This is a genomic window from Salmonella sp. SAL00670, from assembly GCF_046552235.1.
Classification (GTDB): Bacteria; Pseudomonadota; Gammaproteobacteria; order Enterobacterales; family Enterobacteriaceae; genus Salmonella; species Salmonella enterica.
This window is the reverse complement of record NZ_JBGDUO010000007.1, coordinates 74395-89847: the sequence shown is the minus strand read 5'-3', so window position 1 is coordinate 89847 and position 15453 is coordinate 74395. Positions and strand designations below refer to the sequence as shown.

The following is a 15453-nucleotide window of genomic DNA, read 5'->3' as shown; positions in this document are numbered from 1 at the left end:
CTCCGACGCAGGCCGGGTAAGGCGAAACCGCCACCCGGCACAATGCCCGGCATACGCCGGGCATTAATGGTTATTTCGCGTCGTCAGGCAAAGCATAGGCCACGATATAGTCGCCCATCTTCGTACCAAACGAACCGTGGCCTCCGGCAGAAACGACCACGTACTGCTTACCGTTTACCTCATAGGTCATCGGCGTTGCCTGGCCTCCGGCGGGTAAACGTCCCTGCCACAGTTTTTCCCCGTTGCTCATGTTATAAGCGCGCAGGTAGTTGTCGGCGGTCGCGGCGATAAACAACACGTTACCGGCGGTTGAGATTGGCCCGCCCAGCATTGGCATCCCCATGTTGAACGGCACTGGAACCGGCATCGGGAACGGCATACTGTCGCGCGGCGTCCCTATACGTTTCTTCCACACGATTTCATTGGTCTTCAGATCCAACGCGGAAATATAGCCCCAGGCCGGTTGTTTACACGGCAGGCCAAACGGCGAAAGGAACGGATTCAGCGTGACACCGAACGGTACGCCGTACTGTGGCTGAATACCCGCTTCTGTTCCGGTACCTTTCGCGTCTTTCGGCGGCTCCATCGGATTACCCGGGCCGCGTGGGATCAGTTTCGAGACAAACGGCAGCGCCATCGGGTTAGCGATAGCGACCTGACGGTCTGGATCGACGGAAATACCGCCCCATTCAAACATCCCCAGGTTGCCAGGGAATACCAATGTCCCCTGCTCGGATGGCGGGGTGAAGATACCTTCATAGCGCAATTGGTGGAACATAACGCGGCACACCAGTTGGTCGAACATGGTCGCGCCCCACATATCCGCGCCGGAGAGATCTTTTTTCGGGCGGAAGGTTAAATCAGAGAACGGCTGAGTTTTGGCGACATAATCGCCTTTTGCCGCGCCCTGCGGGACCGGTTTTTCCGGAGCGGGCACGACCAGCTCGCCATTACGTCTGTCCAGCACAAAGATATTACCGGTTTTCGCTGGTGCATAGATAACCGGAACGGTAGTACCGTCAACGGTAATATCCGCCAGCGTCGGCTGTGCCGGCAGGTCCATATCCCACAGATCGTGATGGACGGTCTGATAACTCCAGGCCAGTTTCCCGGTGGTGGCATTCAGCGCCAGGATGGAGCTGGCATAACGCTCCTGCTCCGGCGTGCGGTTACCGCCCCAGATATCCGGCGTGGTCACGCCCATCGGCAGATAGACCAGATCCAGTTTCGCATCATAGGCGGCAGGCGCCCAGGAGTTCGGCGAGTTAAAGGTAAAAGCGTGCTCATCGGCTGGAATCGCGTTCGGATCTTTCGCCCCCGGATCGAAGGCCCACAGTAGTTTACCGCTATTAACATCAAAACCACGGATAACGCCGGACGTTTCGCGGGTAGAGAAGTTATCCGTGACCGAACCGGCAATGACAATCGTTTTATCGGTGATAATCGGCGGCGACGTCGGTTCATACAGTCCCGGCGTGGTATCCGGCATATTGGTTTGCAGATTCAGGACGCCTTTGTTGGCGAAGGTTTCACACAGCTTGCCGGTTTCGGCATTCACCGCGAAAAGGCGACCGTCGTTGACCGGGAGGATAATACGGCGCGGACAGTCGGCGATGACCTCCGGCGAGGCGGTATCCGCTTTGGCCTCATGATAAGAGACGCCGCGGCAGGTCACATGCTGGAAAGACGAATCGGTCTTCAACTGAGGATCAAAATGCCACTTCTCTTTACCGCTGGCGGCGTCCAGCGCGAACAGACGCTGGTGAGCCGTACACAGATAAAGCGTATCGCCGACTTTAATCGGGGTCACTTCGTTGGTGATTTCACCCGGATCGTTGGGTTGTTTCAGATCGCCGGTGCGGAAGACCCACGCTTCTTTCAGTTGGTGAACGTTATCCGCAGTGATCTGTTTCAGCGGTGAATAGCGTTGGCCTTCCTGATTGCGTCCATAGGCCGGCCAGTCTTCGTCGGCGATCGACGAGCTTGTTGCGGCGGGCGTGGCGTCGGCGCGAAGCGTACCGTTGATCTCCTGCGGGTCGTTGAAGCCAGCCCAAGTCAGAATGCCGCCGCTAATCAGCAGCGCCACGACCAGCGCCGCCACTGCGCCGCTGGAAGGAACCACCAGCCGATGCCAGACAAACGGCAATATTAGCCAGATGCCGAAAAACACCAGAATATCGCTACGCGGCGTGAGCGCCCAGAAGTCGAACCCGACTTCCCACACGCCCCAAATCATTGTCGCCAGCAGCAGGGCGGCATACAGCCACAGTGCGGCACGTTTACTGCGCCATAGCAATCCGGCCACAACCAGCATCACGAGGCCCGCGATGGGGTAGTACCAGGAACCGCCAATAGCAACCAGCCAGACACCTCCGATAAGAAGATACAGCCCACAAAGTGCTGCAAAGAGGGCCGTCAGCGTCACGAGTAATCGTGGCGATCGTGCGTTATTTTCTGCCATAAAAAGACACCATCCCAAATTGTTAATTTTTTAGTAGCAATTAAGTATAGGAATTAACATGTGTGATCGTCATCACAAAATGAGCTTTCTTATCAAATGCCGCGAATGAATACGTTTGCTGTTATACTGCGTGCCTTGCGCGTCAATGCGGCGTTATTAGTCACCGGCATTGAGTGATTTGTTTTTAAATCATATGGTTATAAATATGAAACATACTGTTGAAGTCATGATCCCCGAAGCGGAGATCAAAGCACGTATTGCCGAGCTGGGTCGTCAGATTACCGAACGTTATAAAGACAGCGGCAGTGAAATGGTGCTGGTAGGTCTGTTGCGTGGCTCATTTATGTTTATGGCGGACCTGTGCCGTGAAGTTCAGGTTCCTCATGAAGTCGATTTTATGACCGCCTCCAGTTATGGTAGCGGCATGTCCACCACCCGCGACGTGAAAATCCTCAAAGATCTGGATGAGGATATTCGTGGTAAAGACGTGCTGATTGTCGAAGACATTATTGATTCCGGTAATACGCTGTCGAAGGTCCGTGAAATCCTGGGCCTGCGCGAGCCGAAATCGCTGGCGATTTGTACGCTGCTGGATAAACCTTCTCGCCGCGAAGTGGACGTGCCGGTTGAGTTCGTTGGCTTTTCGATTCCGGACGAATTTGTAGTCGGTTACGGTATCGACTACGCTCAGCGTTATCGCCATCTACCGTATGTTGGTAAAGTGGTGCTGCTGGACGAGTAAGCGCAGAAATGCCGGATGGCGTCGCTAAAGCGACTTATCCGGCCTATAGCTAATGGCTTATTGGTGGGGAATGTATTTCAGACTTAGGGCGGAAATACCCTTATGATAGCCGTTCTCCAGCGTTTCTCTGTTGGTGGCGGTGACGTCAAGATCGCGCAGCAGGCCATCATTGATACTGTACGCCCAGCCGTGAATGGTCACATTCTGACCGCGTTTCCACGCTGACTGCATAATGGTGGAATGCCCCAGGTTATAGACCTGTTCCATGACGTTCAATTCATAGAGCGCGTCCAGACGTTGCTCTTCGGGCATTTTTCCCAACAGCGAGCTATGTTTAAGCCAGATGTCGCGGATATGCAGCAGCCAGTTATTAATCAAGCCCAGCTCAGGGTTTTCTACCGCAGCCTTGATACCGCCGCAACCGGAGTGGCCGCAAATGATAATATGCTCAACTTCCAGAACATCTACCGCATACTGAACCACGGAGAGACAGTTCAGATCGGTGTGAATAACCAGGTTAGCCACATTACGGTGAACAAACAATTCGCCCGGTTCAAGCCCGGTTAAACGCTCTGCGGGAACGCGGCTGTCGGAACATCCAATCCATAGAAAGCGCGGTTTTTGCGCTTGCGCCAGTTTCTCAAAAAATCCGGGGTCCTCTTCCACCAGCATTTTTGACCATAGTGCATTGTTGCTGATGAGTGTATCTATGTCTTTCATGGAAGTTAACGACCTGTAACCAAATAAGTGCGTTGGGCTAATATAGGGCAACTCCGTAATTATTTAAACCATATATAAAGTGTAAGAACGTAAAGTAAGTGAGAATTTATGACCATTGCGCTGGAACTTCAACAACTTAAAAAAACCTATCCCGGCGGCGTTCAGGCGCTGCGCGGCATAGATTTGCAGGTCGAAGCGGGGGATTTTTACGCGCTTCTGGGGCCAAATGGAGCAGGGAAATCGACCACCATCGGTATTATCAGCTCATTGGTTAATAAAACGTCCGGGCGCGTTAACGTTTTTGGTTACGACCTGGAAAAAGACGTGGTTAACGCCAAGCGACAGCTTGGACTGGTGCCACAGGAGTTTAACTTTAACCCGTTTGAAACGGTGCAACAGATCGTAGTGAATCAGGCCGGTTATTACGGCGTGGAGCTTAAAGAGGCGGTTTTACGTAGCGAAAAGTATTTAAAACAACTCGATCTGTGGGAAAAACGTCATGAACGCGCGCGGATGCTCTCCGGTGGGATGAAGCGCCGCCTGATGATCGCCCGCGCGCTGATGCATGAGCCTAAACTATTGATTCTCGATGAGCCGACGGCGGGCGTCGATATCGAATTGCGTCGCTCGATGTGGGGATTCCTGAAAGACTTAAACGCCAAAGGCACCACCATTATTCTCACCACCCACTATCTGGAAGAGGCGGAAATGCTGTGCCGCAATATCGGTATTATTCAGCACGGCGAGCTGGTGGAAAATACCTCCATGAAAAATCTGCTTTCAAAGCTGAAATCGGAGACGTTTATTCTGGATTTAGCGCCAAAAAGCCCGCTACCTAAGCTTACGGGTTATCAATATCGTCTGGTGGATACCTCGACTCTGGAGGTGGAAGTGTTACGCGAGCAGGGGGTTAACAGTGTCTTTAGCCAACTGAGCGAGCAGGGGGTTCAGGTATTAAGTATGCGTAATAAAGCCAACCGTCTGGAAGAACTGTTTGTGTCGCTGGTGCATGAAAAACAAGGAGATCGCGCATGATGCAGCTTTACTGGGTTGCCCTTAAAAGCATCTGGGCGAAAGAGATTCACCGCTTTATGCGGATCTGGGTGCAAACGCTGGTGCCGCCCGTCATCACCATGACGCTCTATTTTATTATTTTCGGCAACCTGATTGGTTCGCGCATCGGCGAAATGCATGGTTTTAGCTATATGCAATTTATTGTGCCGGGCCTGATTATGATGGCGGTCATTACTAACTCCTACGCGAATGTCGCGTCGTCATTTTTTAGCGCCAAGTTTCAGCGCAATATTGAGGAACTGCTGGTCGCGCCGGTGCCAACGCACGTGATCATCGCCGGATTTGTCGGCGGCGGCGTAGCGCGCGGGCTATGCGTAGGGATTCTGGTGACGGCGATTTCGCTCTTTTTCGTGCCTTTCCAGGTGCATTCCTGGGTATTTGTCGCGCTAACGCTGATTCTGACCGCGATTCTGTTCTCGCTGGCCGGACTGCTGAACGCCGTGTTTGCGAAAACCTTTGACGATATCAGTCTGATCCCGACCTTTGTGCTGACGCCGCTGACCTACCTCGGCGGGGTATTTTACTCGCTGACGCTGCTGCCGCCGTTCTGGCAAGGGCTGTCGCACCTGAACCCGATCGTCTACATGATCAGCGGTTTCCGTTATGGTTTTCTGGGTATCCATGATGTGCCGCTGGTGACGACGTTTGGCGTACTGGTGATCTTTATCGCTGCTTTCTATCTGCTGTGTTGGTCGCTGATCCAGCGCGGGCGCGGGTTGCGCAGTTAAGCGCTGACTGGGGAGATGGGGCGTTGGGTTGCGCTTCGCTTCACTTCATCTACGGGTCCGTAATATCAATGGGTTACGGGTCGGTAGGTGAGGCTTGTCGAAACCCAACGCTTCTCTCAGCGAATCTGAATCTCCAGCGTGGCGGTGGCCTGGTATTCTCCGGTGTGGGGAACATGTCCGGTGGTATTGACCGGCGCGGCGGTGAACTCGGTGCTGCCTTTACCGTCGGCGTAATCTTCAATCGGCAATTCGGCGCTGCCGCCGGGAACGATGGTATTATCGTATTTATCGGAAATCCGTATCCCCAAATTCTCATTGTCAGTTTTCAGGTAGTCCGGGTTGTGCGGATCGGTTGCGCCATTTAATGACATCGACAGGTTGGTGCCGTCCGCCACGTTGCTACAGGTAAAGTTTACCTGAGTGGTGACGTGCGAGTTCTGCGGACTGTCGCCGAGGTGACGAATATCTTTGCCCTCAATATCCGGTAGCCTGACCTCGATAACCTGCCCGGCGTTGATGGAGCAGGACTGCGGCACGGTAATGGTCCCGGACATGGTGACGTGCGCCATCGGTGGAACGGAAGGGGGAATATTATCTCCGCTGCTGCCCGGCGTTTTTGACAAATAGAGATTCATAATCGTCGTCTCAGGAATGGTGATTTCACCTACCAGTGGGTGAGTAATATAAATACGCACGTTACCCTTATTCCCTGCGGACATTTTGTTTATGTCCGCGCCCGTACACCCGCCTGCGGTGGGGTCCTGATTACTGATCGCTGAAAAGGGAACGGGGATATACTGTTTCAGGTTACCGACGATGTAGGTTTCCGTACCAATCTCCAGCTTACCCGCGACCAGAACATAAAAATCCATCTGTTGCCCATTGCTACCCGCTTCGCTGTACGTTCCTTTTTGTGTTAAATCGCCGGTCGTGGCGGTGAAATAGTTAACGCCCTGATAATCTTTATTATCGCAGTCGCACCTGGCGCTGTATTCGCCGCCGACCGACCAACTCTCTTTGACTATTTTCCCTGCCTGGTTCTCATCCGTATCGGTAATGGTCTGGTCAAGGGGAAAAAAGAAATTATGCGTGCCGCTGGTGGGTTGACACCAGCCGCTTCCGTTGCCCATCGTTCCGTCTGCCAGCGCATGGCCTGAAAATAGCGACAGCGCCAGCAGCATCCATAAATTCTTCATTGTGTTCCTCACTGGCAGACGGCGTTCGCCATCACTATGCCGTTCATATTTTTGCTGATATCCAGGCGGTAATCCGCGCGGCAAGAGGCGCTTCCCCAGTTCACCAGCAGCAGGCCCTCTTCCGGCAGGCCGCTGAGGAAGACCTGGCCTTTATCGCCGACGATACTGGCCAGGTTCGCATCCTGCCCATCGACGCTTGCCGTCGCGCCAAAGGGCACGGGCTCGCCATTGCTGCGCGTCAGCGTTAACAACACGCGATAGCCCTTATGTGTGTCATACGCCGCGCGCACCACCGCATTACGCGTCGGGTAGACGGTCTGGTTGTTGAGCGGAATATCCACGTTGTCAGCAAACGTGCTGCTGTCGAGCGAAATATCGTAGCGATAATACGGCGTGACGTTGGGGATCACCGTATAACCCCGGAAGTCGGTGGCGACGCCGGTCTGGTTTTCAACCGAAACGCCGCTGGCGCCGGGCGCTTTAATTAAAATCGCCGCGCCGGTAATCGGCTGGCTCAGGGTAATACCGTTTTCGTGCGCCAGAATGCCGCCACTGAGCGTCGTGAGTTGAAAATCAACGTTTCGCGCGCCGATTTCTGTTTTGTTGATATTGATAGTGACGTAATAGGTGCCAGGCAGCTGGCTTTTGTCGTTATCAAATGTCGACAGATCGACGCTTGTGCGATTCGCCTGCCCATGGTTTTCAATAAATGCCGGATTGAAATAGTCGCGCGCCCATGCAACGTGTGTGAACGTGCTGCCCAGCGCGATACACACAGCGCAGCGCGATAAATAAAATACCCGGTGTTGCCTTTTGCGCATCGGCACTCTCATCCCTGTCACTCTTCTCAAGGCGTTTGTTTATGTTCGGGGCCAGTACCGCCAAAATCGTTGATGATAGACCAGACAATCGGGCCGCTGGCGGCGGTAGGCAGCGCGTACTGCGCGTTGCCGAAAGGCGCCACATAGCGCGGGGCTTTCACTTTTTGACTGCCAACGGAAAGGGTGGCGAAGTTCATATAATAGGGCGTGGGGTTCTTCACGGTGAGCGTGCGACCCTGACGCGACCACGTTAACCGATCGGCAACCTCTTCTGGTTTTTGGGTTAACGCTTTTGGCCGGTAAATCAGCTTAAATTCCGCTTTAACGGCCAGCATGAGTGTGTTGTGTTTATTGTCCGGATTGCTGCTGGGAATCGATTTAATATCCAGCCAGTACAGCGACTCGCGATCTTCCGGCAAATTGCCGCCGGTACGGATAATTCGTAGTACGTTCTTTTGCCCGCCATTAAGGCGAAAAAGCGGCGAGGTGACCATAAACGGCGCATCGCCGCTCGCCCCTGTTTCGCTGATCGATTGCGCCCAGGACTGAATTAAATAGGGAACGTTGTCGTTATTGCTTATCGATATGGACGCATCTTTGGCATCGCCGTGAAAAATAACCCGCGTTGTGCCGATGTTTATCCCTGCGGCATGCGCCAGCGAACCGCACAACAGGCAACAAAGCAACCCTGCTTTAGCCAATGAATTCATTGATGACCTCAATAAACAAAGGGGCCAGCCGACGCTGGCCACCAGGATCAGTTATATTGCAGATAGAATGTTGCGGTTGCATCGACCGTTCCCGACTTAACGGGAACTGCGGTGGCGATATAGCGGGCGGTGAAAGGCATTGAGAGTTCCGTCACCCCCTCTGCTGTAGGGAGCGCGACTGCGGCAGACCATGCCTGAAGATCGTTAAAGGTCATAGGGGTGCTAGTTTTATCAAGAATTTGCACGCCAATATTCTCAGCATCATCCTCATTTTTCAGGATGGTCGCATCGGTTCCGTCGAGTGTGCCTTCAAAGCGCGCCTGTACACTGCTGTAGATGTTTGCGTCGCAGTTTTCGAGTTCGATGGTGAAGTCTGTATCCCCTGCCGTCTGCCCTGCGGCAGTGAAAAGAGAGGCAAATTCTTCCTGTAATGTCACCTCTACTGAATCCGTTTTTACCGTACAGGCGTTTTGCTTAATGAGGCCGGTGATATGTACGGTGCCGTCTTTGGCGGTGTCTGCCAGCGCGGCGGGGGAGAGGGTGATGGCAGCCAGTGCCACAGTGAGTGTTTTTAAGGTGAGTTTCATTATCTTTGATCCTTTAAGATATTATAAATATTGACATAGTAACAATATCTATAGTGTGGGAAGTTATTGTTCTTTTTATTGCCGAATGAGTAAATATAATGTCCGATGATTTTTGCGGCGCGAAGAAAAATTCAGAATACATAAATATGAAATATTTATAATATATATTTAATCAATTATTTTGGTGAGTGTTTGTTTAATTGAATCGCCGTGGTTACCCTTTAATGGGCCAGATTCTATGAAGGCTGCTAACAATTTTAAAAATAATGCAAATTTTTTTGAATAAAAAATGATCGTGGTCATAGTGTGTTGTCGGCCAAAAAAACATGCTGACATCATGCAGGATTGGAGCTCAATGGAGGAGAAGTTATGCTGGGATGGGTCATTTCCTGTCATGACGATCGGGCGCAGGAAATGCTCGAAGGTCTTGAAAAGAAGTATGGGCCGTTGGCGCAGTGTCGGGCGGTCAATTTCTGGCGTGGGTTAAGCGTAAATATGCTCAGCCGCATGATGTGTGACGCCCTCCATGCCACCGACTCCGGTGAAGGCGTGATATTTTTAACCGACATTTCCGGCGCGGCGCCTTATCGTGTAGCGTCGCTGATGAGCCATAAACATTCTCAATGTGAAGTTATTTCCGGTGTCAGCTATTCATTGATGGAGGAAATGATTACCTGGCGAGAGTCGATGAGCAGTTCAGCATTTCGCGACCAGATTGTCGCGCTTGGCGCGCCGGATGTCACCAGTCTCTGGCATCAGCAGCAGAAAAATCCGCCTTTTGTGTTGCTGCATGATTCGTATGAGTTTTGATCAATACCATTGACGACGCTTTTGCTACAATGACGGCGTTTTTTCGCCTCGGTTATGATATATGGTTATGCGCGTTGTTCTTATCTTGCTGTTCTTTTTCGCCGGTAATGTGTTGGCTGCCTTGCCCGCTCGTTATATGCAAACGACGAAAGATGCCGCCATCTGGTCGCAGATTGGCGACAAAATGGTGACCGTAGGGAATATCCGCGCCGGACAAATTCTTTCCGTAACGCCTGTTGCGGCTGATTATTATGCCTTTAAATTCGGCTTCGGTGTGGGCTTTATCGATAAAGGCCATCTGGAATCCGTGCAGGGAAAACAAAAAGTGGAAGATGGGCTGGGCGATCTTAACAAGCCGCTCAGCAATCAGAATCTGGTGACCTGGAAGGACACGCCGGTGTATAACGCGCCGGACATCAGTAGCGCCCCGTTTGGCGTATTGGTGGATAATTTGCGTTACCCCATTATTAGCAAGCTGAAAGGCCGGCTACATCAAACCTGGTATCAGATCCGTATTGGCGACAGGCTGGCTTATGTCAGCGCCATGGATGCGCAGGAAGACAACGGCATTCCGATTTTGACCTATCATCACATCTTACGTGATGAAGAGAATACCCGTTTTCGCCATACGTCCACCACGACTTCGGTTCGGGCATTCAGCAACCAAATGACCTGGCTTCGCGATCGCGGCTATGCCACGTTGACGATGTACCAACTGGAGGATTACATCCATAACCGCGCCAATTTCCCGGCGCGCGCGGTGGTTATCACCTTTGACGATGGCCTTAAATCGGTGAGTCGCTATGCATATCCGGTATTAAAGCAGTACGATATGAAAGCGACGGCATTTATTATCTCATCGCGTATTAAGCGCCATCCGCAAACATGGAATCCCAGGTCGCTGCAATTTATGAGCGTGTCCGAATTGCGCAAGATAAGCGATGTTTTTGATTTTCAGTCGCATACCCATTTTTTACACCGGGTAGACGGGCATCGTCGCCCGATTTTATATAGCCGCAGCTACCATAATATTCTGTTTGATTTTGAACGCTCGCGGCGGGCGCTCGCACAGTTTACTCCGCACGTATTTTATCTTTCTTATCCCTTTGGCGGCTATAACGTGACCGCGATCAAAGCAGCAAAAGACGCCGGTTTCCATCTGGCGGTCACCACGGTGAGAGGGAAGGTGAAGCCGGGGGATAATCCGATGTTGCTCAAAAGGCTGTATATTCTGCGCACGGATTCGCTGGAAACCATGTCGCGGCTGATCAGCAACCAGCCGCAGGGATAAGGACTATCAGGCAACCTGTACCGGAATGGCTTTCGCGGTGCGCTTCATTTCGTTGTCGCCTTCAAAATAGGCCACTTTCGGACGCCATGTACGCGCTTCTTCATCAGACATGGTGACGAAGCTGGCGATAATCACAATGTCGCCAACTTCAGCGCAGTGCGCCGCCGCACCGTTCACCGAGATGATTCTGGAGCCGCGTTCAGCCGCAATCGCATAGGTTGAGAAACGTTTCCCATTGGTCACGTTCCAGATATCAATCGCTTCGTTTTCCAGAATACCGGAGGCATCAAGGAAATCCTGGTCAATGGCACAAGAACCTTCGTAGTGCAGGTCCGCCTGCGTGACTTTTACGCGGTGGAGCTTGCCTTGCAGCATGGTGCGAATCATAACTTCTTTACCCTGTCGTTTACCTTGGCTAAGCAGGCGCTTGTGGCCTGCTTTGGAAATTCTCAGGCAGTATTGCCCGATTTTTAACCCTTGTCTACTGGGCTAATGTAACGCTTTGATTATCGATCAGACGCGCCTGACCCAGCCAGGCGGCGGCCAGAATCACTGCGCGTTTGCTGGTTTCCGTCAGCTCCTGCAGCGTGTCGGCATCACGGATTTGAATGTCGTCGGCACGGAAGCCTTTTTCATTCAGTTCCTGTTCGGCAATGGCAATAATCTCTTGCAGCTCACGATTACCCGCAATCAGTTTTTCAGCGATGCTATTCATCACGTTGTATAGACCCGGCGCAATTTTGCGCTGCTCTGCGGTCAGATAAGCGTTACGTGAGCTGAGCGCCAGACCGTCTTTAGCGCGAATAATCGGCACGCCGACGATCTCAATGTCATAACTCATATCCGCCACCATTTTGCGGATCAGCGCCAGTTGCTGGAAATCCTTCTCGCCAAAGCAGGCGATATCCGGCTGGATCAGGTTGAACAGCTTGCTGACGATAGTCGAGACGCCGCGGAAATGACCTGGACGGCTGGCGCCTTCCAGCATGGTAGAGAGGCCGGGAACATCAACGTACGTCTGGCCTTCCAGCCCCTGTGGGTAGATTTCCTCAACGGCTGGCGCAAAGACATAATCGACTTTGCGTTTGTTCAGCTTTTCACAATCTTCCTGCAGCGTGCGCGGATAACGCACCAGATCGTCCGGCCGATCAAACTGCATCGGATTGACGAAAATGCTGACGATCACCACATCAGCCCGGGCTTTTGCCTCATCGACCAGCTTCATATGGCCGTCGTGCAGGTTGCCCATGGTGGGAACCAGTGCGACGCGTTTACCTTCCTGACGCAGACGACGAATATGCTGGCGCAGCAGCGGCAGGGTTTCAATGATTAGCACAACAAAACTCCTTGAGTTGCTTGATGATCCTGCCCGATGGCGCTGCGCTTATCAGGCCTACATCCGTTGAGGATCTGTAGGCCGGATAAGACGCGTCGCGTCGCCATCCGGCACGGTCAGAAAAATTAGTGAAAGCTGTGTTCTTCGCCCGGATAAACGCCGGACTCCACTTCAGCCATATACTGCTGTACGGCGGCGCGCATGTCGCCCGCTTCGGCAAGGAAATTTTTCGCGAATTTTGGAATATGACCGCCGGTGATGCCAAACGCATCGTGCATCACCAGGATCTGACCGTCGGTGACGTTGCCCGCGCCGATGCCGATCACCGGAATCGACAGCGCTTCCGTGACGCGCTTCGCCAACTCAACCGGCACGCATTCCAGCACCAGCAGTTGAGCGCCAGCGGCTTCTAAAGCCAGCGCATCATCCAGCAGTACCTGCCCGGCGTCGCCGCGGCCCTGAATTTTATAGCCGCCGAAGATATTCACCGACTGTGGCGTTAGCCCCAGATGACCACAAACCGGCACGGCGCGTTCGGTGAGCATTTTCACCGTATCAACCAGCCAGGCGCCGCCTTCAATTTTGACCATATTGGCCCCCGCACGCATCACGATAGCCGCGTTTTCAAACGCCTGTTCCGGGGTGGCGTAAGCCATAAACGGCAGGTCGGAGAGCAGCAGGCAGTTCGGCGCGCCGCGGCGTACCGCGCGGGTGTGGTAGGCGATATCTTCCACGGTGACAGGCAGGGTGGAGTCGTGCCCCTGAATTGTCATGCCCAGTGAGTCGCCAACCAGCATCACATTGATACCTTCGTCGGCAAATAACTTAGCGAAGCTGTAGTCGTAGGCGGTAATTGTCGCGAAGCGTTTTTTCTCTTGCTTGCATTTCTGCAGCAGTGAAATAGTGGTGGGTTTCATAACGTTTCCTGATGGTAAAAGTTATATTTCCCGGCATTCTAACAGTCATATTCAGGGGGGCAATTGATTTAAGCAATCGTTTGGCGCTAAAGCAGTAAACGCTAAAGGGGAGGCGATGTTTTACCAGTGGGCGGGTTTTGCAGCACCAAGATGGGTGAGATGCTGATGCAGGCTGATACCATCCGGAAAGATCAGATCAGGAGCGATTTCGAATAACGGCCACAGCATAAAACCGCGGTTTTTCATGTCGTAGTGCGGCACGGTCAGACGGTCGGTGTTAATGACTTCATCGCCAAACAGCATAATGTCGAGATCCAGCGTGCGCGGCCCCCAGCGTTCGGCCTTGCGCACCCGGCCCTGTTGCAGCTCAATGCGCTGGGTATGGTTAAGCAATTCTTCGGGGGCGAGAGCGGTATCCAGCGCCACCGCAGCGTTCAGGTAATCGGGCTGATCCTGTGGGCCAAGCGGCGGCGTGCGGTAAAACGAAGAAACCGCGACGATACGGCTATCGGGAATGTCGGCGATAGCCTTCAGGGCGGCATTGACCTGCTCCAGCGGAGAGGCCAGATTACTGCCAAGCGCGATATACGCGATCGTCATACGGTGCCCTCGCGGCGCGGCGCGCGTTTGCGCGGACGTGAACGACGGCGGCGTGGAGCAGGATCGTCGTCCAGCTCGTTGAGCATCCCTTTTTGTTCCGGCGGCGCGGAAGCCTGAAACTCGGCCCACCACTGCGCCAGACGTTGCAGTTCAGTATTATTTTCCACCTGAGCGCGCAGCTCCAGCAAATCAAACGCGGCGCGGAATTTGGGATGTTCCATCAGCTTCCAGGCGCGTTTGCCCTGACGACGGGACATGCGTAACTGAAGCTGCCAAATATCACGGGTCAGCGTGGTAAGGCGTTTCGGGATCGCCAGTGAACGGCAGGCCTCATCCAGCACGTCATTCATGGCCAGCGCGAAAGCATCGTAATAGGCAAGGCCGCTCTCCTGAGCGATTTTTTGCGCCATCTCCAGCAGCGGATACCAGAACATGGCGGCAAACAAAAATGCCGGGTTAACGCGCATCTCGTTACGGATGCGGTTATCCGTATTCTTCAACACCTGTGCAATGATGCGTTCCATTGCGCTGTCGCCGTTTTCGGTGAAATAACGCGTAATGGTAGGAAACAACGGCTGGAAGAGGTGGTATTCCCGCAGTTGTTGATAGGTTTCGTAACCGTTCCCCGCCTGCAACAGCTTCAGCGACTCTTCGAACAGGCGCGCGGGAGGAATGTCGTTTAGCAAGGTTGCCAGACGCGGGATTGGCTCAGCCGTTTCAGGGCTGATACGCATATTGAGCTTCGCAGCGAAACGCACGGCGCGCAGCATTCGAACCGGATCTTCGCGGTAGCGCGTTTCCGGATTGCCGATCAGGCGAATCACGCCTTCTTGCAGATCCTGCATTCCGCCGACGTAATCGCGCACGGTAAAATCCGCTACGCTGTAGTAAAGGCTATTGATGGTGAAATCGCGGCGCTGGGCATCTTCTTCGATAGAGCCGAAGATGTTGTCGCGCAGCAGCATACCGTTTTGCCCACGCTGGGAGGTCGTACGGTCGCTTTCACTGCCTTCATGATGACCACGAAACGTTGCCACTTCGATAATTTCCGGGCCAAACATCACGTGAGCCAGGCGGAAACGACGCCCCACCAGACGGCAATTGCGGAATAATTTCCGTACCTGATCCGGTGTTGCGTTGGTGGTCACGTCGAAATCCTTCGGCTTTTTGCCGAGCAAGAGATCGCGGACGCCGCCGCCGACCAGGTAGGCTTCATAGCCCGCTTTGTTCAGCCTGTACAGTACCTTGAGGGCATTTTCACTGATATCTTTGCGGGAGATAGCGTGCTGTTCACGCGGGATAATCGTCATATGTGGACGGGCGACGGCTTGTTCTGCCTCGCTCTCCTCGCGGCTTAACACCTTACGGCAAAAATTAGCGACTCGGGTAAAAATAGCGCACCTCGGTAGTGTCATACATTAATAAGATCAACTTACTCTATGTCTTTCGCATTACGGCAG

15 protein-coding genes and 2 pseudogenes are annotated in these 15453 nt (G+C 53.1%); 5 read left to right on the top strand and 12 right to left on the bottom strand.

Features of this window, described 5'->3' with window-relative positions:
- Positions 1-70: 70 nt before the first annotated feature.
- A complete protein-coding gene (locus ACLJRS_RS19830) occupies positions 71-2461 on the bottom strand; it encodes a glucose/quinate/shikimate family membrane-bound PQQ-dependent dehydrogenase (RefSeq protein ID WP_000829727.1) in 2391 nt (796 codons plus the stop codon).
- Between the two features lie 205 nt (positions 2462-2666).
- Between ACLJRS_RS19830 and hpt the strand changes: the two genes are divergently transcribed.
- Positions 2667-3203, top strand: a complete 537-nt coding sequence (hpt, locus tag ACLJRS_RS19825; RefSeq protein WP_000683342.1) for a hypoxanthine phosphoribosyltransferase — start codon at positions 2667-2669, stop codon at positions 3201-3203.
- A gap of 57 nt (positions 3204-3260) precedes the next feature.
- Here hpt and can read toward each other — a convergent pair whose 3' ends face one another.
- The gene (gene can, locus ACLJRS_RS19820; protein WP_000651591.1) at positions 3261-3923 is read right to left on the bottom strand and encodes a carbonate dehydratase; all 663 of its coding nucleotides are present in this window, start codon (positions 3921-3923) and stop codon (positions 3261-3263) included.
- Positions 3924-4031: 108 nt separating this feature from the next.
- Between can and ACLJRS_RS19815 the strand changes: the two genes are divergently transcribed.
- Together ACLJRS_RS19815 and ACLJRS_RS19810 are read left to right on the top strand one after the other, a co-directional pair.
- On the top strand, positions 4032-4958 hold the full coding sequence (locus ACLJRS_RS19815; RefSeq protein ID WP_410957885.1) for an ABC transporter ATP-binding protein: 927 nt from the start codon (positions 4032-4034) through the stop codon (positions 4956-4958).
- Positions 4955-5725, top strand: a complete 771-nt coding sequence (locus tag ACLJRS_RS19810) for an ABC transporter permease (RefSeq protein WP_000983418.1) — start codon at positions 4955-4957, stop codon at positions 5723-5725. Before ACLJRS_RS19815 ends, ACLJRS_RS19810 begins: the two co-directional genes overlap by 4 nt.
- Before the next feature lie 116 nt (positions 5726-5841).
- Here ACLJRS_RS19810 and ACLJRS_RS19805 read toward each other — a convergent pair whose 3' ends face one another.
- The 5 genes and pseudogenes from ACLJRS_RS19805 to stiA form a co-directional block, all read right to left on the bottom strand.
- Positions 5842-6921, bottom strand: a complete 1080-nt coding sequence (locus ACLJRS_RS19805) for a fimbrial protein (protein WP_000794041.1) — start codon at positions 6919-6921, stop codon at positions 5842-5844.
- An 8-nt stretch (positions 6922-6929) separates the two neighbouring features.
- Positions 6930-7478, bottom strand: a pseudogene (locus tag ACLJRS_RS19800) (fimbria/pilus outer membrane usher protein); the annotation flags it as partial.
- Between the two features lie 15 nt (positions 7479-7493).
- A pseudogene (locus tag ACLJRS_RS19795) lies at positions 7494-7742 on the bottom strand (FimD/PapC N-terminal domain-containing protein); the annotation flags it as partial.
- Between the two features lie 26 nt (positions 7743-7768).
- Entirely contained in the window at positions 7769-8452 is a 684-nt protein-coding gene (gene stiB, locus ACLJRS_RS19790; RefSeq protein WP_410957884.1) for a fimbrial biogenesis chaperone StiB, read from the bottom strand.
- A 47-nt stretch (positions 8453-8499) separates the two neighbouring features.
- Complete coding sequence (gene stiA, locus ACLJRS_RS19785) at positions 8500-9039, bottom strand: Sti fimbria major subunit StiA (RefSeq protein WP_000779123.1); 540 nt, start codon at positions 9037-9039, stop codon at positions 8500-8502.
- A gap of 369 nt (positions 9040-9408) precedes the next feature.
- Here stiA and ACLJRS_RS19780 point away from each other — a divergent pair, with 369 nt between their 5' ends.
- Together ACLJRS_RS19780 and ACLJRS_RS19775 are read left to right on the top strand one after the other, a co-directional pair.
- Positions 9409-9849 (top strand): PTS sugar transporter subunit IIA, encoded by a 441-nt coding sequence (locus ACLJRS_RS19780; RefSeq protein ID WP_000901960.1) that lies wholly within the window; start codon positions 9409-9411, stop codon positions 9847-9849.
- Positions 9850-9910: 61 nt separating this feature from the next.
- Positions 9911-11140: a polysaccharide deacetylase family protein gene (locus ACLJRS_RS19775; protein ID WP_000245308.1), complete on the top strand. Its 1230-nt coding sequence runs from the start codon at positions 9911-9913 to the stop codon at positions 11138-11140.
- A 6-nt stretch (positions 11141-11146) separates the two neighbouring features.
- Here ACLJRS_RS19775 and panD read toward each other — a convergent pair whose 3' ends face one another.
- The 5 genes from panD to pcnB all read right to left on the bottom strand — a co-directional run bounded on the left by panD (position 11147) and on the right by pcnB (position 15387).
- Entirely contained in the window at positions 11147-11527 is a 381-nt protein-coding gene (panD, locus tag ACLJRS_RS19770; protein WP_000621526.1) for an aspartate 1-decarboxylase, read from the bottom strand.
- A gap of 94 nt (positions 11528-11621) precedes the next feature.
- Positions 11622-12476 carry a pantoate--beta-alanine ligase gene (gene panC, locus ACLJRS_RS19765; protein WP_000905348.1) on the bottom strand — a complete coding sequence of 285 codons (855 nt, stop codon included), beginning with the start codon at positions 12474-12476 and terminating at the stop codon, positions 11622-11624.
- 125 nt (positions 12477-12601) lie between these two features.
- Positions 12602-13393, bottom strand: coding sequence for a 3-methyl-2-oxobutanoate hydroxymethyltransferase (panB, locus tag ACLJRS_RS19760; RefSeq protein WP_000805493.1), 792 nt, complete (start codon positions 13391-13393; stop codon positions 12602-12604).
- Positions 13394-13513: 120 nt separating this feature from the next.
- Positions 13514-13993 (bottom strand): 2-amino-4-hydroxy-6-hydroxymethyldihydropteridine diphosphokinase, encoded by a 480-nt coding sequence (gene folK, locus ACLJRS_RS19755; RefSeq protein WP_000150773.1) that lies wholly within the window; start codon positions 13991-13993, stop codon positions 13514-13516.
- Complete coding sequence (gene pcnB, locus ACLJRS_RS19750) at positions 13990-15387, bottom strand: polynucleotide adenylyltransferase PcnB (RefSeq protein WP_125540466.1); 1398 nt, start codon at positions 15385-15387, stop codon at positions 13990-13992. The genes folK and pcnB overlap by 4 nt, the downstream gene beginning before the upstream one ends.
- Between the last annotated feature and the right edge of the window lie 66 nt (positions 15388-15453).